The organism is Caulobacter sp. (assembly GCF_017744445.1).
Classification (GTDB): domain Bacteria; phylum Pseudomonadota; class Alphaproteobacteria; order Caulobacterales; family Caulobacteraceae; genus Caulobacter.
In genome coordinates this window covers 108,973-128,115 of record NZ_JAGIBH010000007.1, presented here as the reverse complement: position 1 = coordinate 128,115, position 19,143 = coordinate 108,973, and the positions used below count along the sequence as shown (strand labels likewise).

General features: G+C 69.1%; 18 protein-coding genes. 11 read left to right on the top strand and 7 right to left on the bottom strand.

Annotation, left to right across the window (positions count from 1 at the left end; all coding sequences use genetic code 11):
• Positions 1–28: 28 nt before the first annotated feature.
• The 8 genes from rsmI (at position 29) to J7528_RS12530 (ending at position 9,800) form a co-directional block, all read left to right on the top strand.
• Positions 29–901, top strand: a complete 873-nt coding sequence (rsmI, locus tag J7528_RS12565; RefSeq protein WP_291874701.1) for a 16S rRNA (cytidine(1402)-2'-O)-methyltransferase — start codon at positions 29–31, stop codon at positions 899–901.
• Positions 901–1,278 carry a YraN family protein gene (locus tag J7528_RS12560; RefSeq protein ID WP_291874699.1) on the top strand — a complete coding sequence of 126 codons (378 nt, stop codon included), beginning with the start codon at positions 901–903 and terminating at the stop codon, positions 1,276–1,278. The genes rsmI and J7528_RS12560 overlap by 1 nt, the downstream gene beginning before the upstream one ends.
• 2 nt (positions 1,279–1,280) lie before the next feature.
• Entirely contained in the window at positions 1,281–2,096 is an 816-nt protein-coding gene (locus J7528_RS12555) for a transglutaminase family protein (RefSeq protein WP_291874697.1), read from the top strand.
• Positions 2,097–2,581: 485 nt separating this feature from the next.
• The gene (locus J7528_RS12550) at positions 2,582–4,399 is read left to right on the top strand and encodes a methyl-accepting chemotaxis protein (protein WP_291874695.1); all 1,818 of its coding nucleotides are present in this window, start codon (positions 2,582–2,584) and stop codon (positions 4,397–4,399) included.
• Between the two features lie 38 nt (positions 4,400–4,437).
• Positions 4,438–5,436, top strand: coding sequence for an alpha/beta hydrolase (locus tag J7528_RS12545; protein ID WP_291874693.1), 999 nt, complete (start codon positions 4,438–4,440; stop codon positions 5,434–5,436).
• A gap of 107 nt (positions 5,437–5,543) precedes the next feature.
• Positions 5,544–7,013: a porin gene (locus J7528_RS12540; protein WP_291874689.1), complete on the top strand. Its 1,470-nt coding sequence runs from the start codon at positions 5,544–5,546 to the stop codon at positions 7,011–7,013.
• 191 nt (positions 7,014–7,204) lie between these two features.
• Positions 7,205–8,158 carry a glutathione synthase gene (gene gshB, locus J7528_RS12535; RefSeq protein ID WP_291874688.1) on the top strand — a complete coding sequence of 318 codons (954 nt, stop codon included), beginning with the start codon at positions 7,205–7,207 and terminating at the stop codon, positions 8,156–8,158.
• A 109-nt stretch (positions 8,159–8,267) separates the two neighbouring features.
• On the top strand, positions 8,268–9,800 hold the full coding sequence (locus J7528_RS12530; protein WP_291874685.1) for a YifB family Mg chelatase-like AAA ATPase: 1,533 nt from the start codon (positions 8,268–8,270) through the stop codon (positions 9,798–9,800).
• Here the strand turns inward: J7528_RS12530 and J7528_RS12525 are convergent.
• Positions 9,797–10,369 (bottom strand): hypothetical protein, encoded by a 573-nt coding sequence (locus J7528_RS12525; RefSeq protein WP_291874683.1) that lies wholly within the window; start codon positions 10,367–10,369, stop codon positions 9,797–9,799. The genes J7528_RS12530 and J7528_RS12525 overlap by 4 nt on opposite strands.
• 199 nt (positions 10,370–10,568) lie before the next feature.
• Here J7528_RS12525 and J7528_RS12520 point away from each other — a divergent pair, with 199 nt between their 5' ends.
• A complete protein-coding gene (locus J7528_RS12520; RefSeq protein WP_291874681.1) occupies positions 10,569–12,098 on the top strand; it encodes a response regulator in 1,530 nt (509 codons plus the stop codon).
• A 35-nt stretch (positions 12,099–12,133) separates the two neighbouring features.
• Positions 12,134–13,822 (top strand): MFS transporter, encoded by a 1,689-nt coding sequence (locus J7528_RS12515; protein WP_291874678.1) that lies wholly within the window; start codon positions 12,134–12,136, stop codon positions 13,820–13,822.
• On the opposite strand, the gene J7528_RS12510 is transcribed toward J7528_RS12515, so the two are convergent.
• From J7528_RS12510 to J7528_RS12500, 3 genes are all read right to left on the bottom strand, one after another.
• Positions 13,819–14,652, bottom strand: coding sequence for a serine protease (locus J7528_RS12510; RefSeq protein WP_291874675.1), 834 nt, complete (start codon positions 14,650–14,652; stop codon positions 13,819–13,821). The two genes, J7528_RS12515 and J7528_RS12510, sit on opposite strands and share 4 nt — an antisense overlap.
• Before the next feature lie 25 nt (positions 14,653–14,677).
• Complete coding sequence (locus J7528_RS12505; RefSeq protein WP_291874673.1) at positions 14,678–15,106, bottom strand: DUF350 domain-containing protein; 429 nt, start codon at positions 15,104–15,106, stop codon at positions 14,678–14,680.
• A 93-nt stretch (positions 15,107–15,199) separates the two neighbouring features.
• Positions 15,200–15,649 (bottom strand): SRPBCC domain-containing protein, encoded by a 450-nt coding sequence (locus tag J7528_RS12500; RefSeq protein WP_291874671.1) that lies wholly within the window; start codon positions 15,647–15,649, stop codon positions 15,200–15,202.
• Positions 15,650–15,700: 51 nt separating this feature from the next.
• Between J7528_RS12500 and J7528_RS12495 the strand changes: the two genes are divergently transcribed.
• The gene (locus J7528_RS12495) at positions 15,701–16,078 is read left to right on the top strand and encodes a helix-turn-helix domain-containing protein (RefSeq protein ID WP_291874668.1); all 378 of its coding nucleotides are present in this window, start codon (positions 15,701–15,703) and stop codon (positions 16,076–16,078) included.
• Between the two features lie 87 nt (positions 16,079–16,165).
• On the opposite strand, the gene rlmN is transcribed toward J7528_RS12495, so the two are convergent.
• From rlmN to J7528_RS12480, 3 genes are all read right to left on the bottom strand, one after another.
• Positions 16,166–17,395, bottom strand: coding sequence for a 23S rRNA (adenine(2503)-C(2))-methyltransferase RlmN (gene rlmN / locus J7528_RS12490; RefSeq protein ID WP_291874921.1), 1,230 nt, complete (start codon positions 17,393–17,395; stop codon positions 16,166–16,168).
• Between the two features lie 84 nt (positions 17,396–17,479).
• Positions 17,480–18,280: an SDR family oxidoreductase gene (locus tag J7528_RS12485; RefSeq protein WP_291874665.1), complete on the bottom strand. Its 801-nt coding sequence runs from the start codon at positions 18,278–18,280 to the stop codon at positions 17,480–17,482.
• A 169-nt stretch (positions 18,281–18,449) separates the two neighbouring features.
• Positions 18,450–19,058, bottom strand: coding sequence for a flavodoxin family protein (locus tag J7528_RS12480; protein WP_291874663.1), 609 nt, complete (start codon positions 19,056–19,058; stop codon positions 18,450–18,452).
• Positions 19,059–19,143 lie beyond the last annotated feature (85 nt).

Sequence of the window (19,143 nt, the reverse complement as noted above, 5' to 3'; positions counted from 1 at the left end):
CAATTCGAGCACTAGGGACATCCACACGTTGAGCCGCCAGCTTCCTCCGCCAGCCCTGTCCGATGCGCCCCTGGCGCCCGGCCTCTATCTGGTGGCGACGCCGATCGGCAACCTGCGCGACATCACCCTGCGGGCCCTGGATGTGCTGGCCGCTTGCGACCTCTTGCTCGCCGAGGACACCCGGGTGACCGGCAAGCTGCTGTCGGCCTACGGGATCAAGACCAAGCTGGAACGCCACGACGAGCATGTGGCCGAGCGCGCCATCCCCGGCATCCTGGAACGGCTGGAGGCCGGCGAGCGCGTGGCCCTGGTCTCGGACGCCGGCACGCCGATGGTCTCCGACCCCGGCTATCGCCTGGCCAAGGAGGCCATCGCGGCGGGCCATGCCGTGATTCCGATCCCCGGCGCCTCGGCCGCCCTCGCGGCGCTGACCCTGGCCGGCCTGCCGACCGATCGCTTCCTGTTCGCCGGCTTCCCGCCGCCCAAGAGCGCCGCGCGCCGGACCTTCTTCGAGGAATTCGCCACCACCCGCGCCACGCTGATCTTCTACGAAGGCGCCTCGCGCGTCGCCGATTGCCTGGCCGACATGGCCGCGGTGTTCGGCGCCGACCGCCCGGCGGCGGTGTGCCGCGAGCTGACCAAGCTGTACGAGACCTGCGTGCGCGGCCCCTTGAGCGACCTCGCCGCCGACCCGCGCTTCGAGGCCCCCAAGGGCGAGATCGTCATCCTGGTCGGCCCGGGCGCCGAGAAGGTCGCCACCGCCGACGACGCCGAGGCCGCCCTGCGCGAAGCCATGACCCGCCTGCCCCTGGGCGAGGCCGCTTCGGAAGTGGCCAAGGCCCTGGGCCTGTCGCGCAAGGACCTCTACCGCCAGGCCCTGGCCCTGAAGGAGCAGGCCTGATGGCGATTGGAGCTCGTCAGATCCGAGGCGCGACCGCGCGCAAGGTCGGACGGCGGGCCGAGGTGTGGGCGGCGCTGTGGCTGATGGCCAAGGGGTATCGGATCATCGGCTTCCGCCTGGCCACCCCGCTGGGCGAAATCGACCTTCTGGCGCAACGCGGCAAGGTGCTGGCCGTTGTGGAGGTCAAGCAACGGACGACGATCGAGGACGCCCTGGACGCCGTGACGCCCACTCAGCGCGACCGCCTGCGCCGCGCCGCCGCCCATGTCAGCGCGCACCGCGCCAGCCTGCGCGATCTGTTGGTGCGCCTGGACCTGATCGCCCTGGCCCCCGGCCGCGCGCCGCGCCACCTCCCCGACGCTTGGCGGGGGATCTGACGATGACCCGCGAGGACGCCGAAGAGATCCTGACGAAAGCCGGCGAAGGGACCGACCAGGACTTCCCGCTGTTCGAGGCGGCCCTGGCCTGCGCCGTCCACGACGATCCCAGCCGCGACACCGCGCCGGCCATCAACCTGGCCCGCGACGCCGTCGAGCGCCTGCGCCGCCGCGCCGAAGCCGAATCGCCCGAGGAGGCCGTGGCCGAGACCCTGGCCGGCGACCTGCGCCTGACCGGCGACGTCCTGACCTACGACCACCCCGACAACGCCGACGTCATCGCCATCGCCGAGCGCCGCAAGGGCCTGCCGGTGGCGCTGGGCGTCTTCTACCTGCACGCCGCCCGCCAGGTGGGGCTGGAACTGCACGGCGTCGACTTCCCCGGCCACTTCCTGCTGCGCATCGAGACCGAGGAAGGCCCGCTGGCCCTGGACCCGTTCAGCGAAGGCCGGGTGGTGCTGCCGTCCGAGCTGTCGCGCCGGGCCCTGCGCACCGGCCTGATGCCCGACGTCGCCTCGCGGCTGGAGCTGCTCATGGCGCCGATCTCGGATCGCGCCGTGCTGATCCGCCTGCAGAACAACATCTTCGCCCGCGCCCAGCAGGCCAAGGACTGGGTCCGCGCCGAGCGCTCGGCCCTGCGCCGCGCCCTGCTCAACCCCGCCGACCACCGCCCCTGGCTGGACGTCGCCGCCGCCCGCGAGGGTCAGGGGGCGCTCGCGGGGGCGCTACAGGCGCTTTCGCGCGCTCAGACGCTCGACGGCGGCGCCGCGATCGCCGCCCGCGCGGCCCGCGAGCGGATGCGCCTTCGCCTCAACTGATAAAAAACTGCCCTTCAGCGCGAGACCACGCACGAAGAGCAGCTGATCGAATCGATTCGACGCAGATTGAGCCGCATCTGAGCGGCTTTCCGCACAAAATGCCCCTCGAGAGAGCGACGGTCCGCGCGAACATCCCGCGCCGTGACGCGCCGAAATCTCGTTTAATCCAACAATATCAACGCCCTTCACGATTTCGACTGAAGGCGTTTTCGACCGGTCGTGTCCGTGTTGGATTTCGCTCGACGCCGACACGGGTCGCCTCGCGATCCACGAAGAGAATTGGCGCGGCAATCAATCAAATCGAAATTGAACATCCGCTCGATTTACCTTGCGGATGCGACAGCTATTTTTCGATCTATATTTTAGCTCATTTCGACCATTACTTTTGATGATTTGGCGAGTAACCAATAGGTAATAAGGTACAGCTTAAACGAAACCTCGATTGCACTTGCTCGGCCTCGGCCGTTCAACGCTATGGGGGCGTTATGCTTCGCTTGAAAATCACCGGGAAGATCGTCCTGGCCTTCGTCGCCTTGATCGGGGCGTTCGCCGTCGCCAGCACGGTCGTGTTCGTCAGCCTGGGCGTCATCCGCGACAACGCGGTGGCCGTGGAGCGCAGCTTCAAGCTGGCCAAGTACGCCGCCCACACCGAGACCCTGGTCCTGGAACAGCAGTCGGCCGTGCGCGGCTTCCTGGTCACCGGCGACGAGCGCTTTGTCCGCGCCTATCGCGAGAGCGCGGCGAACTTCGACCGCGACCTGGACACCTTCATCAGCCGCAGCACCCGCGCCGACCAGATCGAGCGCGCCAGGCATCTACAGGCCCTGGCCCAAGAGTGGCGGACGACCCGCGCCGATCGCCAGATCGAACTGGCTCGCGATCCGGCCACCCGTCCGCAGGCCCTGGCCATGATCGGCCGCGGCGGCCTGGACGGCATCCGCGCCCTGCAACGCGAGATCAACGACGCCGCCGACAAGCGCTCGGCCGTCCGCCTGGCCGAGCGCGACGAGGCCCTGGCCAGCGCGACCTGGGCTCTAGCGATCGGCGGCGCGGCCGCCATCCTGATCGCCATCGGCATGGCCTGGATGCTGTCGCGCGTCATCGCCCGTCCGATCCTGGGCATGACCACCGCCATGACCCGCCTGGCCCAGGGCGACCACGCCGTCGAGGTTCCGGGCGCCGCGCGCCGCGACGAGGTCGGCCTGATGGCCAACGCCGTGCTGACCTTCAAGGACGCCGCCATCGAGAAGGTGCGGATGGAGGCGGAAGCCGCCGAGACCCGCCGCCACGTCGAGGCCGAGCGCGCCCGCAACGAAGCCGCCCGCGCCGAGGCCGCCCGCGAGCAGGCCATGGTGGTCGAGCAGCTGGCCGGCGGCCTGTCGCGCCTGGCCGAGGGCGACCTGACCCACCGCATCGAGGCCCCGTTCGCGGCCGACTACCGCCAGCTGAAGGACGACTTCAACGCCGCCATCGCCCGCCTGCGCCAAGCCATGTCGGTGATCTCGGGCAACACCAGCGGCATCAAGTCGGGCAGCCACGAGATCAGCCAGGCCTCGGACGACCTCTCCAAGCGCACCGAACAGCAGGCCGCCAGCCTGGAAGAGACCGCCGCGGCGCTGGAAGAGATCACCGCCACCGTCAAGCGCACCGCAGAGGGCGCCCTGCACGCCCGCCAGATCGTCTCGGCCGCCAAGACCGACGCCGAACAGGGTGGGACCATCGCCGCCGAAGCGGTGGCAGCCATGACCCAGATCGAAGGCAGCTCGACCCAGATCGCCCAGATCATCGGCGTCATCGACGAGATCGCCTTCCAGACCAACCTACTGGCCCTGAACGCCGGCGTCGAAGCCGCCCGCGCGGGCGAGGCCGGCAAGGGCTTCGCGGTCGTCGCGCAAGAGGTCCGCGCCCTGGCCCAGCGCTCCGCCGAAGCCGCCAAGGAGATCAAGCAGCTGATCGCCGGCTCGACCGAGCAGGTCGGCGCCGGCGTCGCCCTGGTCGGCCGGACCGGTGAAGCGCTCCAGCGCATCGTCAGGCAGGTGCTGGAGGTCAACACCCTGGTCGCCGAGATCGCCGCCTCGGCCCAGGAGCAGGCCGCCAGCCTGCAGCAGGTCAATGTCGCCGTGAACCAGATGGATCAGGTGACCCAGCAGAACGCCGCCATGGTCGAGGAAAGCACGGCCGCCAGCCACGCCCTGGCCCGCGAGGCCGAGGATCTTTCCCGCCTGATGAACCAGTTCCAGGTCGGCGACGCGCCATCGGTCTCAAGACCGAGCGTTTCCCGCCCCGGTCAACGCGCCGCCTAGCGGCGCTCTCCCCTCCTCCCACTGCTCAGAGACCTCCCATGCAACTCGATCGCAGAGCCCTGCTCGGCGGCGCGGCGCTTGTCGCCTCGACCGCCGGCGTCGCCGCCGCCCAGACCCCCGCCCCCACTACCCCGCCTGCCGAACCTGAAGTCATCGACCTGTGGAACGGCGCCATGCCGGCCGCCGGCAAGGGCAAGGGCGGCGCCGAGATCGTCCTGCAGGACGGCTCGCACGACGGCTCGGTGACCAATGTCAGCCAGCCCCGCCTGCGCGTCTTCCGCGCCGCCAAGCCGAACGGCACGGCCGTGATCGTGGTGGCCGGCGGCGGCTATCGCCGCATCAACATCCGCGCCACCAGCGAGGCCATGGCCCGCTGGCTGAACATGATGGGGGTCACCGCCTTCGTCCTCTATTACCGCATGCCGGTCGATGGCTGGGCCCCGCAGGCCCCGTTGCAGGACATGCAGCGCGCCGTGCGCGTGGTGCGCGCCCGCGCCGCCGAGTTCGCGGTGGATCCGGCCAAGATCGGCGCGGTCGGCGCCTCGGCCGGCGGCCACCTGGTCGGCATGATCTCCAGCCGTTCGGACGAGGCCTTCTACGCCCCGATCGACGCCGCCGATAAGGTCTCGGCCCGCCCGGACTTCGCCGGCCTGATCTACCCCGTCATCACGGTCAAGCCGCCGTTCGACAACACCCAGACCCGCCGCATGATGGCCGGCGAGAAGCCGACGCCCGAAGAGAGCGCGGCCATGTCGGTCGAGACCCACGTCAGCAATAAAACCCCGCCGACCTTCCTGGCCCAGTGCGTCGATGACGGCGTCTCGGCCATCGACAACAGCCTGATCATGTTCAGCGCGCTGCGGGCGGCCAAGGCCCCGGTCGAGCTCCACGTGTTCGAGCAGGGCGGCCACAGCTTCAACATGGGCGTGCCCGGCGGTCCGACCTCCGGCTGGCCCGCCCTGTTCGCCAACTGGGCCAAGTCGCACGGCTTCTTCGGCGGCAAGGCCATCGCGGCCCGCGCCGCGACCACGGACTAAACCGAGCGGGCTGGTCCAACAGCCCCCGCCTTCAAACCCATCCATCCAATCGAAACGAACGCGTACCGGCGGGCCCAGGGGGGCTGCCCGACGCGAAGGGAAAACTCATGCCTAAGCGTAGCTTCAAGACCGGCCTGGCCGTGACCATCAGCGCTCTCGCGCTCACCCTCGCCACCGGCGGCGTCGCCTCGGCCGCCCCGACCAAGAAGGCCGACGCCAACGCCGCCCTGATCCAGCTGGTCAAGGACCAGCAGGCCAAGATCGAGGCCCTGGAACAGCGCCTGTCGGCCGTCGAGGCCAAGGCCCAGACCCCGGCCGTCCCGGCCGAGACGCAGGCCGCCGTCCAGGCCAACACCCAGGCCCTGGAGACCACCACCGCCGAGCTGCAAGCCGCCCAGGCCCAGATCGTCCAGCTGCAGGACGCCCAGCAAGACACCCTCAAGGTGAAGTGGGCCGACGGCGGTCCCGAGTTCGTCAGCTCGAACGGCTTCTTCACCTTCCACCCGCGCGGCCGCGTCCAGATCGACGCCTCGACGACCCATGGCTCCAACTTCGACGCCCGCAACATCAGCGGCACGGAGGCGCCGGCGGTCCGCCTGGGCGCCGAGGGCATGATGGGCAAGCTGGGCTACAAGATCGAAGCCGACTTCGCCGACGAGGCCGTGTCGCTGAAGGAGGTCTACATCTCCTACGACTCCAGCATCGCCGGCCACGTGGTCGAGTACTATCTGGGCAACAAGCTGAACGACCGCACGATCGACGGCTCGACCTCGGGCGTGTCGCTGCCGTTCATGGAGCGCAATGTGGTGGCCAATGTGGCCGCCCCGCAGAAGGGCTTCTTTGGCCTGGGCGCCATGGCCAAGATCTATGGCGGCAACTGGCACGCCAGCGTCTCGCTGACCGGCGGCCCGATCGGTCAGGTCGGCGACAACCGCAGCCCGCTGACCCTGGCCGGCCGCGCCCACTGGAACCCGGTCAAGACCAAGGACGGCTTCGTTCACCTGGGCGTCTGGGGCTTCTCGGAAGACCTCGCCCCGGCCACCGCCACGATCAACAAGACCAGCTATATCGGCCCGGGCTTCAACGACAACCTGAAGGTCTCGGCCAGCTCGCTGGCCAATCCCGAGCATGACAATGGCTACGGCTTCGAGCTGGGCGGCGCCTATCGCTCGTTCTGGATCTTCGGCGAGCAAGGCACGCGCGACATCAGCCTGCAGGTCGGCCCGAACGTGAAGCAGAAGGCCAGGTCGGTTTACGCCGGCTACCTGCTGACCGGCGAGCGCCCCGGCTTCTCGACCCGCTCGGGCATCTGGAGCGGCGTGAAGGTCAACCACCCGGTCACCAGCGGCGGCACGGGCGCGTTCGAAATCGCCACCCGCTACGACAAGATCGACTTCACCAACGTCGCCAACGGCGGCGAGGGCGACGCCTACACGGTCGGCCTGAACTGGTATCTGAACGACTGGGCGCGGGTGATGACCAACTTCGTGCACTGGAAGACCCAGAACAAGGTCGGCTCGTTCAAGGGCCTGGACACGGGCGACAGCCTCAGCGTTCGCGGCGAAATCGCGTTCTAACCGGACACGCGTTTCCTCCCCCCAAAAAGGGACAAGAAGGAGGGCGGCTTGCCCCACCGGCCGCCCTTCTTTTCGCCGCGTATAGACGCCCGCCCCATCCCTCGGGGCGGGCGTCGCCTTTTCAGCCCCTCGCAATCGCCGGAAATCGCCTTAACTAGACGGCGCACAGACACGCCGAAGGATCGAGCCCCATGTCGCTGAGAGTCGCCGTCCAGATGGACCCCGTGCTGGGGATCAACATCGACACCGACACGACCTTCCTGATGATGATGGAGGCGCAGGAGCGCGGCCATAAGCTGTGGTTCTACACGCCCGACAAGCTGTCGCAGGAAGACGGCCGGGTGTTCGCCCGCGCCCGGCCGCTGGAAGTCTTCGCCGAGAAGGGCGCCCACGCCAAGCTGGGCGAGACCGTCGTGCTGGACATGAAGGACGATATCGACGTCGTCCTGATGCGCCAGGACCCGCCGTTCGACATGGCCTACATCACGGCCACCCACTTCCTGGACAAGATCCACCCCCACACCCTGGTGGTGAACAACCCGACCGAGGTGCGCAACGCGCCCGAAAAGCTGTTCGTCACCGACTTCCCCGGCGTGCAGCCGCCGACCCTGATCACCTCGGACCACGAGGCGATCTATGACTTCCGCGCCCGCCACGGCGACATCGTCCTGAAGCCCCTCTATGGCGGCGGCGGCTCGGGCGTGGCCCGTCTGCTGGCGGACGATCCCAATCTGGACGCCCTGCTGGAGCTGCACGCCATGATCGGCCGCGAGCAGGTCATCGCCCAGAAGTTCGTGCCGGCCGTCAGCAAGGGCGACAAGCGCGTCCTGCTGGTCGACGGCGAGCCGGTGGGCGCGATCAATCGTGTGCCGGCGGCCGGTCAGGTGCGCTCGAACCTGCGGGTCGGCGGTCGCGCCGAAGCCGTGGCCCTGACCGCCCGCGACATGGAGCTGTGCAAGATCATCGGCCCCGAACTCAAGCGCCGTGGACTGATCTTTGTCGGCATCGACGTCATTGGCGAGTACTTGACCGAGATCAACGTTACGTCGCCCACCGGCGCACAACAGCTGAAGCGCTTTACCGGTATCAACGCCGCGGCCGTACTCTGGGATCGTATCGAGGACATTCGCCGGAACGGTGGGTAACTCTGCGTAAAGTCGAGCGTTTCGCGAAACGTTCGTTTTTTGTTCTTGCTCCATTTCGCAAGCTATGCTGTGACTTGTGGATAAAGTTCATTGTCCATGAGGGTTTGCGATGGCCGCCAGCGTGGTCACCGTCGCGTTCGAGGGCGTGGAAGCTCGACGTGTCGACGTCGAGGTCCAGCTGACGACCGGCGCCCAGGTGTTCGTCATTGTAGGCCTCGCGGACAAGGCGGTGGCCGAAAGTCGCGAGCGGGTGCGCGGCGCATTCGCGGGCCTGGGCCTCTCGCTGCCCGGCAAGCGCATCGTCGCCAACCTGGCGCCGGCTGACCTGCCCAAGGAAGGCGCCCATTTCGACCTGCCGATCGCCCTGGCGGTGATGGCGGCGCTGGGCGTCATTCCTATGGACGCGCTGGATGGCTGGGCCGCGATCGGTGAGCTCTCACTGGATGGTCGCATCATGCCTGTCGCTGGAGCCCTGCCGGCGGCCATGGCGGCCGGCGCGATGGGCCTGGGCCTGATCTGCCCGGAAGCTTCCGGTCCCGAGGCGGCCTGGGCTGGCGACACCCGAATCCTGGCCCCGCGCTCGCTAGTGTCGCTGATCAACCATTTCCGGGGCAGCCAGATCCTGTCAGCTCCAGCGCCCGGCCCCATCGTTGAGGGCGAGGCGGCCAAGGACCTGCGCGACGTGAAGGGCCAGGAACACGCCAAGCGCGCCCTGGAGATCGCCGCGGCCGGCGGCCACAACCTGCTGTTCGTCGGCCCGCCCGGCTCGGGCAAGTCGATGCTGGCCCAGCGGCTGCCGGGCTTGCTGCCGCCGCTGACCTCGTCCGAACTGCTGGAGACCTCGATGGTCCATTCGGTAGCGGGGCTCATTGCCCGTGGCGCCCTGACCCGCGCCCGGCCCTATCGCGCTCCGCACCACAGCGCCTCGATGGCCGCGCTGACCGGCGGCGGACTGAAGGCCAAGCCGGGCGAGGTCTCCTTGGCGCACAATGGGGTGCTGTTCTTGGATGAACTGCCCGAATTCAGTCGCCAGGCCCTGGACAGCCTGCGCGCGCCGCTGGAGACCGGCGAGGTGATGGTGGCGCGGGCCAACTTCCACATCCGTTATCCGGCGCGGGTGCAACTGGTCGCCGCTATGAATCCCTGTCGCTGCGGCCACGGCGGGGCCGGGCGCGGGGCGTGCGGCAAGGCTCCACGATGCCAGCTGGACTATCAGGGTCGGGTGTCGGGGCCGATGCTGGACCGCATCGACCTGGCCGTCGACATGCCCGCCGTCACCGCCGCCGACCTCTCCCTGCCGCCGCCGGTCGAGGGCTCGACAGAGGTCGCCGCGCGGGTGGCCAGGGCGCGGACGCTGCAGCAGGCGCGGGCCGAGGCGCTCGACGCCGAGGACGGCCTGAACGGCCGTGCGGAAGGCGCCTTCCTGGAGAAGATCACCGCCCTGGACGATCGCGGCCGCGCCCTGCTGACCCAGGCGGCGGAGGCGCGCCGGATCAGCGCCCGGGGCTGGACCCGCACCCTGCGCCTGGCCCGCACCATCGCCGACCTGGAGGGTGCGGATCGCGTGCAGCGCGTCCACGTCGCCGAGGCCCTGGCCTATCGGCGGGCCAATGCGCCCGGCGAAGAAGGCGTTCCAGCCTAGGCCTTCGTGCGGTGCAGCCGGTGCATGTCGTCGCGACGCATCCCGCCGATGGCGGCGGCGACGCTGGCGGCGAAGGCGCTGGTCAGGGCTCCGATGCCGAGGAATAGCGACAGCTGCGCGCCGATCTGGGCGGCGCGGATGACCTCGGCCGGCGACAGCTCACCGACCGGCGCGGGCGCGGCCGGCGCGGCGAGCGCGCCCAGAACCAGCAGGCCCACCACGCTGGCGGCCCAGGCCAGAAGGCCATGGGCGGTGTCGCGGAAATGGACCTCGTGGTCGTGAACGTTCAGCCACTTGGTGCGCATCCGCCCGGCGACATAGCCGCCCAGCATGCTGGCCACGACCTGGCAGGCGACAAAGGCCGCGCCCAGCATCGGGGTGAAGTCGCTAGCCGTCAGCCCAGTTGGCCAACGCGGCGACATCTTCAGGCCAAAGCCCGCGCCCAGCGACAGCAGCACGAACAGCAGGGCGATCGTGGCGACGGCGCCGGCCAGGACCGCGTCCCAGCTGACGGCCGACTGGTTTTCCTCGCCGATGTCGACGGCGACGATATCAGGGGAAAGAGCCATGGCGGTCCCCTTTCTCAGAAATGGTGAGTGCAGAAGGCGAGCAGCAGGATGATCGGCAGCGGCACTCCGAGGAGCATCAGAAGGATCGATCGCATGGCGTGAGCTTCCCTATTTGAGCTTGTCCACGCAAAACGGCGCCGCTCGACGCGGGTTCCGGGTTTGACTGCCCGTTAAGCCGCGCCGGGTAACCTTGATCTCCATGAGCGACCAAAAGAGACCCGGCGTCACGCCCGAGCAGCTGGCCACCCTGAGCCACGAGTTCCGCACCCCGCTGAACGGCGTGCTGGGCATGGCGCGCCTGCTCGAGAACACCAAGCTGACGGCCGAGCAGCGGTCCTATGTCACCGCCCTGCGCGAGAGCGGCGACCACCTGCTGTCGCTGGTCAATGACGTCCTGCACTTCGCCCGCCTGGGCGCGGCCTCGATCGAGCTGTCGCTGGCCCCGGTCGATATCGAGGGCCTGCTGCGCCAGGTCGCCGAACTGATGAGCCCCCGCGCCCATGAGAAGGGCGTCGAGATCGCCTGGGCCGTGCCCCATACCCTGCCGACCATCCAGGCCGACGAGGGCCGCCTGCGCCAGATTCTGCTGAACTTCGCCGGCAACGCCGTGAAGTTCACCGAGGCCGGCGGCGTGCTGCTGACCGCCACGGCCACCGCCGACGGCCGCATCCGCTTCTCGGTGGCCGACACCGGGCCGGGTGTCGCGCCCGAGGCTCGCCAGCGGATCTTCGAGGCCTTCGTCCAGACCGACATCACCCACGCCACCCAGCTGGGCGGCGCGGGCCTGGGCCTGGCCATCGTCGCCCGCCTCGCCAACGCCATGGACGGCGAGGTTGGGGTCGGCGGGGAGCTGGGCCAGGGCGCCGAGTTCTGGTTCGAGGCGCCGTTCGAGATCGCCGCTCCCGCCGTTCGCGCGGCGCCCCTCGAAGGCAAGAGCGTCGCCATCGCCTCGCCCAACGCCATTGTCCGCGCCGCCACCGTGCGCCAGATCGAGGCCGCCGGCGGCCGCGCCTTCGCCGCCGTCGATATCGCCTCGGCCCTGTCGGGCGCGCCGGCCGACGCCGTGCTGCTGATCGACAAGGCCCTGTCCGGCCGCGGCGCCTTCAAGCCCCCGGCGGGCCGCAAGGCCGTGGTGCTGCTCACCCCCGAGCAGCGCGACCGCATCGACCGCCTGAAGAACGCCGGCTTCTCGGGCTATCTGATCAAGCCGCTGCGCGCCGCTTCGCTGGTCGAGCAAGTGCTGCGGGCCGGCGAGACCGAAACCGCCCAGACTGAAGCGCCCATCCACGACGACCGCATCGCCGGGGCCGTGGCCCAGGGCGTGCGTGTGCTGCTGGCCGAGGACAATCCGATCAACGCCCTCTTGGCCCGCACCCTGCTGGAGCGCGAGGGCTGCAAGGTCGACCGCGTCGCCGACGGCGAGCAGGCCGTGGCCGCCGCCGTGGCCGGGGCCTACGACCTGATCCTGATGGACCTGCGCATGCCCGGCCTGTCCGGCGTGCAGGCGGCCAAGGCCCTTCGCGCCAAGGGCGTCGCCGCCCCGATCGCCGCCCTGACCGCCGACGCCTTCGACGAGGACAAGCGCGCCTGCCTGGCCGCCGGCATGGACGACTTCCTGGTGAAGCCCCTCACGCAAGAAGCCCTGCGCGACGCCCTCAAGCGCTGGACCACGGGCGGCGCCAGCTCCGGCTGGACGAAAACCGCGACGCGAGCCAAGGTCGCCGGCTAGCAGGCGGGGTCGGTTTCCCCGCAGGGGGAACCGCCATGACCGACGACGCGAAAGCCGCGCCCGAGAAGAAGACCCTTCTCCAGACCCTGGCCTTCTTCCTGGAGCGCCGCAGCCTGGTGATGCTGGGCCTGGGCTTCGCGTCCGGCCTGCCGTTCATGCTGATCTTCGACACCCTGTCGCTGTGGCTGCGGGATGCGGGCCTGTCGCTGGCGGTGATCGGCTTCTTCAGCCTGGCCACCCTGTCGTTCTCGTTCAAGTTCCTGTGGGCCCCGCTGATCGACCGCACCAAGGTGCCGGTGCTGCACAACATCCTGGGCCATCGCCGCGCCTGGCTGCTGGTGTTCCAGTGCGCGATGATCCTGGGCCTGTGGGCGATCTCGACCATGAACCCGGTCAACCAGCTGGGCGTGCTGGCCGCCGCCGCCGTGGCCGTCGGCTTCGCCACCGCCTCGCACGACATCGTCCTGGACGCCTGGCGCATCGAGGTGGCCGACAAGGAAGACCAGGGCCCGATGGTCGTGGCCTACCAGTGGGGCTACCGCGTCGCCATGATCGCGGCCGGCGCCGGCCCGCTGCTGCTGGCCGAGCGCTTCGGCTGGAACTTCTCGTACGCGGTGATGGGCGCGGTCGTCGGGATCGGCGTGCTGGCCACCCTGTGGGCCCCGCGCGAGGCCGAGCACACCATCCGCCCGATCCCGACCGACGACGTCAACCAGCCGAAAGCCCTCGAGGTCTTCGAATGGCTGGTCCGCCTGGCCGTGCTGGTGCTGGGCGCCCTGGTGCTGGGCTCGGGCCTGGCGGGCGATGCGTCCCTGCTCTCCAAGCTGGTCGGCGGGGAAGCCCTGGCCGACGCCTGGACCGCCAAGCCCAACGGCGTCTGGCTGCAGCTGCTGGGCGTGATCATCGGCCTGGCCATCGTGGTCGTCGCCGCCTGGCCGATCCCCAAGGTCCGCACCAAGCCCGGCGTCTACATGTCCAAGGCGTTCGGCGAGCCGCTGGGCGAGTTCCTGACCCGCTTCCACGGCGTGGCCGGCCTGATCCTGGCGGCGATCTGCGTCTATCGCGTCTCGGACTTCGTGCTGAACATCATGAACCCGTTCTACCGGGACATGGGCTTCTCGCTCACCGAGATCGCCGAGATCCGCAAGGTGTTCGGCATCATCGCCTCGATGATCGGGGTATTCCTGGGCGGCGTGGTCGTCTCGCGCCTGGGCCTGATGAAGGCGCTGGTCATCGGCGCCTTCGCTCAGCCGATCAGCAACCTGATGTTCGCCCTGCTGGCCATGAGCGGCCACAGCATCCCGATGCTGTTCACCTCGATCTGCCTGGACAACATCGCCGGCGGCATCGCCGGCACGGCGCTGATCGCCTACATGTCCAGCCTGACCTCGGCGGGCTTCACGGCCACCCAGTACGCCCTCTTCTCATCGCTGTACGCCCTGCCCGGCAAGCTGGTGGCCTCGCAGTCGGGGCGGATCGTCGAGGCCTCGGCCCAGGCCGCCGAGCACGGCGGACCGATCGGCCTGCTCAAGGGCCTCTTCACCCGTCTGCCGCCCGAAAGCTTCACCGCCGCCGGCGCCAAGCTGGGCGTCAGCGCCCAGGCCATGGCGGCGGGCTACACGACCTTCTTCATCTACACGGCGCTGATCGGCGTGGTGGCGATCGTGCTGTCGTTCATGGTGGCGGCGCGGCAGGAGAAGGTCGAGGAAGCGGCGGCGGCTTAGACCGCCAAACACACCACCTGCGCCACCCGCAGGTCGCGCCGCAGTCCATCGGCCACCCGGCCGTAGTTCTCGGTGGTGATCGGTTCGCTGGGCGCGAACTCCGAAGGCGAGGGCCGGCGGTGCGGGCCCAGCAGGACCTTCAAGGTCTCAGGCGCGGTCGTGTAGATGCGGCCGCGACGCGGGGCCTCGGCGACGGTCACGCCGATCACCCGGCCGGCGGCGTCCAGGGCCGGCGCGCCCGACAGGCCCGACAGCGTGCCTTTCAGGGTGTCGGTGCGACCGACCTCGGCCCAGACCAGCACCGGCTCGGTGCGCGCCCCGCGCCCGTGAACGACCAGGTTCTCGCGGCCCAAAAGGCGCGAGGCGGCCTCGCCCGGATGGCCCTGCGGGAAGCCCGGATGATAAGCCCGCGCACCCCGGCGCAGCGGAATGTCCAGGCCCAGCGGCACCGACGGCGCGCCGCCCTCGGTGGTCAGGATGGCGGCGTCGGCCTTGGGATCGACATGCACCTTGGCCGCCACGCCGCGGCCGTCCGCGACGACGATGGCGGCGGACTTGCAGCCGTCGACCACGTGGCGGGCGGTCAGCCAGGTGCCGTCATCCCCGACCGAGAAGGCCGTGCCCGAGCCAGGCTCGGGACGGTCGGGCACTTGGACCACGATCGACGGATCGAACGGCGAGGACGGCCCCAAAGGCAAACCTTCCTCGCCCGGCACCGGCGGCGGGGGCGGCGGGGCGTCGGAACGCTCCTGGCGGCCAACGGCGACGATCACCAGGGCGCTGACCGCCGCGGCATAGACCAGCCAATCGGGAAGCTTGGGGAAATGCACTGGGAGGTCCCCCGACCGCGCCGGATCAGCCGGCCACGGCGGCGGCGAGGATCAGGGCGGTGGCCAGCTTGGCGCCGACCAGCAGGACCGCGGCCGAGATCTCGCCGTCCTGGATCCGCTCGGGCAGGCCCTTCAGCACCATGTCGGTGACCCGGAACACCAAGAGCTGCACGGCGATGGTCGCCGCGCCCCAGATGCCGATCTCGATCACCGAGGTCGAGGCGGTCAGCGAGATGGCCAGCGGAATCGACAGGCCGACCATCACCCCGCCCAGCGACAGCGCCGCGGCCGAATTGCCCTCGCGGATCAGGGCGATTTCCTTGTGCGGGGTCAGCAGGGCGTACAGCGTCGTGCCCAGGATCAGCATGACCAGGGTCACGCTGGCGTGCAGCAGGGTGACCGGGAAGCCGGTGGCGAAGGCCTGGACCTCGGGCGACTGGAGCTGGGACGGCATGGACGCGGACTACCCTGGGAAGTGTTCGTCGACCTGACTAACACGGGTCGGCGAGATTTGCGTAGGGGGCGCCCGCACCTGGCGAAAACGCGCCTACTTGTAGAAGCCTTCGCGCAGGTTCAGGCCGTGCTCGACGAAGACCTTCATGGCGCACAGCATGCCGGTCCAGCCCTCGCAATTACCGAAGGCGGCCTTCTCGCCCGCCGCACTGTCGGTCCAGCCGGCCTCGTGGATCTTGACCAGGGTGCGGCCATCGCCGGTGTCGGCGAAGGTCATGGTCACCTCGGTGTTGTGGGTGGCGTTCGGCTCGGCCGAGCCCCAGCGCAGGACGATCTTCTCGTTCTGGACGACCTCGACCACCTCGACCGGGAAGGCGCCGGGGAAGTCGTGGAAATCCCAGGTGACGGTCGCGCCGGTCTCCAGCCGCCCCTGCGCCCCGCCGGTGGTGAAATAGCCGGACAGCTTCTTGGGATCGGCGACGGCCTCGAAGACCTCGGACACGGGCTTGCCGATCCGGCCACTGACGGTGAATTCGTGCGCCATGGGACACTCTCCTCACTTGCTGGAGGCGACCATGTGTTATAATCTTATAACATGTCAAGCGAGGACGAAGCGGACCTGATCTTCAAGGCCCTGGGCCACCGGGTGCGGCGGAGCATTCTGGATCTGCTGAAGGCCGAGTCGCTGACGACCGGCATGCTATGCGCGCGCTTCCCGGAACTGGATCGCTGCACGGTGATGCAGCACCTGGGCGTGCTGGAAGAGGCCGGCCTGGTCGTGGCCGAACGGCGCGGCCGCGAACGCTGGAACCACCTGGACGCCCTGCCGGTGCACGCGATACACGAGCGGTGGATCGGGCCGTACGCGGCCTATGCGGCAGGGATGCTGAGCCGGCTGAAGAAGGTGGTGGAGAAACCCCAAACACCGATCATCCCCGCGAAAGCGGGGACCCAAGCCGAGTCGGCGGATTAGTCTAACGCCGCGCCACACCACGAAAGTCTGCTTGGATCCCCGCCTTCGCGGGGATAGTCGGATTGGGGTGCGGCGGAGGAAGAGGACCTAAGCCGCCTCGTCTTCGTCATCATCCGACAGCACGCCGGCCATCGCCGCCAGCGACAGCTTCCTCAGCGCCGACGCCCGGACCTTCTCGCTCTCGCTCTTCAGCTGACCGCAGGCCGCCAGGATATCCCGCCCGCGCGGGGTGCGGATCGGCGAGGAATAGCCGGCCTTGTTGAGGATCGCGGCGAAGGCCTCGATCGTCGACCAGTCCGAGCACAGATAGTCGCTGCCCGGCCACGGATTGAACGGGATCAGGTTGATCTTGGCCGGAATGCCCTTGATCAGCTTAACGAGGGCGCGAGCCTCTTCTGGGCTGTCGTTGACGCCCTTCAGCATCACGTACTCGAAGGTCACGCGACGAGCGTTGCTCAGGCCCGGATAGGCGCGGATGCCGGCCATCAGCTCGGCGATCGGGTACTTCTTGTTCAGCGGCACCAGGACGTCGCGCAATTCGTCATTGGTGGCGTGCAGGCTGATCGCCAGCATGGCCTGGGTCGTGTTGCCCAGCTTTTCCAGCATCGGCACGACGCCCGAGGTCGAGACCGTGATCCGGCGACGCGAGATGCCAATACCCTCGTTGTCGCTGATGATCTCGATGGCGTCGGCCACCTGGCCCAGATTGTACAGCGGCTCGCCCATGCCCATGAACACGATGTTCGAGAGCACGCGGTCTTCCTTGTCCGACGGCCATTCGGCCAGGTCGTCCTTGGCCACCTGCACCTGGGCGACGATCTCGGCCGTGGTCAGGTTGCGGACCAGCGGCTGGGTGCCCGTGTGGCAGAAGCTGCAATTGAGCGTGCAGCCGACCTGGCTGGACACGCACAGGGCGCCGGCGCGACCGACGCCGGGGATATAGACGCTCTCGACCTCGATGCCCGGGGCCATGCGGATCAGCCACTTGCGGGTGCCGTCCTTGGACACCTGGCGCTCGACGATCTCGGGGCGGGCGATGGTGAAGGTCTCGGCCAGGCGTGCGCGGGTTTCCTTGGCGACGTCGCTCATATGGGCGAAGTCGGTGACGCCGCGATGGTGCATCCAGCGGAAGATCTGGGTGGCGCGCATCTTGGCCTTGCCGTGCTCGACCACACCGCTCTCGACCAAGGCCGCGACCAGCTGCGGGCGCGTGAGGCCCGAGAGGTTGACCATGGGTTTGGCGACGGGGGTGCCAGAAGCACTAAGGGAAGACGCGGCGTCGGTGGAGACGCGCGACAGGTCGAGGGTGACGCTCAAGGGGGTTTCCGGATGCTCGGGGGTCGAGGCGGACATATAGCAGGTCCGAGGCGGTTTTCCAAAAACCCCGCCGGGGACCTCTCGTCACACCTTCCGGAACTTCCCACCCTGGTTGGCGATCAGCGCCAATGCCCAGTCGTCGGGGACGATCTTGGCGATGGCGGCGATGGCCTTGTTCGGGGCGCCGGGGACGCAGATCGAGCGGTTGGCCTCGGCCGCCTCGTAGCCGGCGGCGGCGACCTCGTCAGCGCCCAGCCACAGCCATTCGGGCACGCCCTGGGTGACCTGGGCGCGGGTGCCGTTGACGTCGTGGAACTCCGAATAGGTGAAGCCGGGGCACAGGGCCGAGACGTGGACGCCGGTGGCCAGGTTCTCCAGGTGCAGGCTCTGGGAGAACTTCACGAGGAAGCCCTTGGTCGCCGCGTACAGGGTGTGGCCGGCCGCGCCGGGGACCAGGCCCGCCAGGGACGAGACGTTGACGATGCGGCCGAACCTGCGCTCGACCATGCCCGGCAGGACCTTGTGGGTCATCTCGGTGACGCTGGTCAGCATCAGTTGCAGGAACTTGGCCTGGTCGGCCCAGCTGGTGGAATCGTAGGTCCCCGGCAGGCCGTAGCCGGCGTTGTTGACCAGGGCGTCGACGACGCGGCCCTGCTCGGCGATGGCGGCCAGCACGGCATCCACGCCGGTCGGCTCGGCCAGGTCGGCGGGAATGGCATAGGCCTCGACGCCCGAGCGCAGCTTGATCTCGGCGGCCAGACCCTCAAGGCGGTCGACCCGGCGCGCGGTCAGGGCCACGTCATAGCCGTGGCTGGCATAGATGCGGGCGGAGGCGGCCCCGATGCCGGCGGAGGCGCCGGTGATCAGGGCGAGGCGGCGGGCCATGTCGTGCGAAGTCCAGTCAAACGAAACTTCGCCGGAGACGAGCACGGTCCGCGCTTCGGTACAAGAAGCCCTCGGAAATAGGGGCGGAAGGGGCGCGCGATGGGGTCGGGCGCGCCCCTTCCGAGGCCGCTGCGGGGAGGGAAAAACCGCGCGGCCTTGGGGGACCTTGTTAGGCCGCCTTGGCCAAGTCGGCGGCTTCCGCGCCAGCGGTCCAGCGGACGGCGGCCTTGGCCACGCGCTCGCCCAGCAGGCGGGCGGTCTCACGATCGCCGGCGGGCGGGGTGATCTCCGGCGAGGCGTTGTCCGACTGGGCGGCCAGGCCGAGGAACGCGCCGACGCGGTTCAGGCTGTCGGGACCGCGCTCGGCGGCGGTGACGGCCGGGGCCGAGACGCCGAGGCTGACCCAGTTCATGCCGTGCTGAGCCGCCAGGATCGCCAGGCTGTTCAGGGCGTGCAGCTTGTCGCCCGCGAAGCTGTGCGAGTTGGTGAAGCCGGCGGCCAGCTTGTCCTTCCAGGCCCCGGTGAACCAGGCGCCGGCGGTGGCGTCGGCGAACACTTTGAACACGCCCGAGACGTCGCCCATATAGGTCGGGGCGCCGAAGATGATCGCGTCGGCCTTGGTGGCTTCTTCGATCAGCGGCGCGAAGTCCTGGGCGGCATTGTCGATCTTCAGCAGCACGGCGGTCTGGCCGGCGTCACGGACGCCTTCGGCGACCTTCTGGGCCAGGACTTCGGTGTGGCCGTAACCGGAATGGTAGGCGATGGCGACGGTGGTCATTTTGGCTTCCCTCGTGTTCAGAAACTGAAACGGTAGCGATTACGTAAGATCGCTAAACGACGCCGCCAGAGGATCAGCAACAAGA

Coding starts and splice junctions, on each gene's coding strand:
- J7528_RS12550 (WP_291874695.1), top strand. CDS start 2,582: ATGCTTCGCTTGAAAATCACCGGGAAGATCGTCCTGGCCTTCGTCGCC.
- J7528_RS12555 (WP_291874697.1), top strand. CDS start 1,281: ATGACCCGCGAGGACGCCGAAGAGATCCTGACGAAAGCCGGCGAAGGG.
- J7528_RS12480 (WP_291874663.1), bottom strand. CDS start 19,058: ATGACCACCGTCGCCATCGCCTACCATTCCGGTTACGGCCACACCGAA.
- J7528_RS12495 (WP_291874668.1), top strand. CDS start 15,701: ATGTCAAGCGAGGACGAAGCGGACCTGATCTTCAAGGCCCTGGGCCAC.
- J7528_RS12525 (WP_291874683.1), bottom strand. CDS start 10,369: ATGGCTCTTTCCCCTGATATCGTCGCCGTCGACATCGGCGAGGAAAAC.
- J7528_RS12530 (WP_291874685.1), top strand. CDS start 8,268: ATGGCCGCCAGCGTGGTCACCGTCGCGTTCGAGGGCGTGGAAGCTCGA.
- J7528_RS12560 (WP_291874699.1), top strand. CDS start 901: ATGGCGATTGGAGCTCGTCAGATCCGAGGCGCGACCGCGCGCAAGGTC.
- J7528_RS12520 (WP_291874681.1), top strand. CDS start 10,569: ATGAGCGACCAAAAGAGACCCGGCGTCACGCCCGAGCAGCTGGCCACC.
- J7528_RS12500 (WP_291874671.1), bottom strand. CDS start 15,649: ATGGCGCACGAATTCACCGTCAGTGGCCGGATCGGCAAGCCCGTGTCC.
- J7528_RS12540 (WP_291874689.1), top strand. CDS start 5,544: ATGCCTAAGCGTAGCTTCAAGACCGGCCTGGCCGTGACCATCAGCGCT.
- J7528_RS12505 (WP_291874673.1), bottom strand. CDS start 15,106: ATGCCGTCCCAGCTCCAGTCGCCCGAGGTCCAGGCCTTCGCCACCGGC.
- gshB (WP_291874688.1), top strand. CDS start 7,205: ATGTCGCTGAGAGTCGCCGTCCAGATGGACCCCGTGCTGGGGATCAAC.
- J7528_RS12485 (WP_291874665.1), bottom strand. CDS start 18,280: ATGGCCCGCCGCCTCGCCCTGATCACCGGCGCCTCCGCCGGCATCGGG.
- J7528_RS12515 (WP_291874678.1), top strand. CDS start 12,134: ATGACCGACGACGCGAAAGCCGCGCCCGAGAAGAAGACCCTTCTCCAG.
- J7528_RS12545 (WP_291874693.1), top strand. CDS start 4,438: ATGCAACTCGATCGCAGAGCCCTGCTCGGCGGCGCGGCGCTTGTCGCC.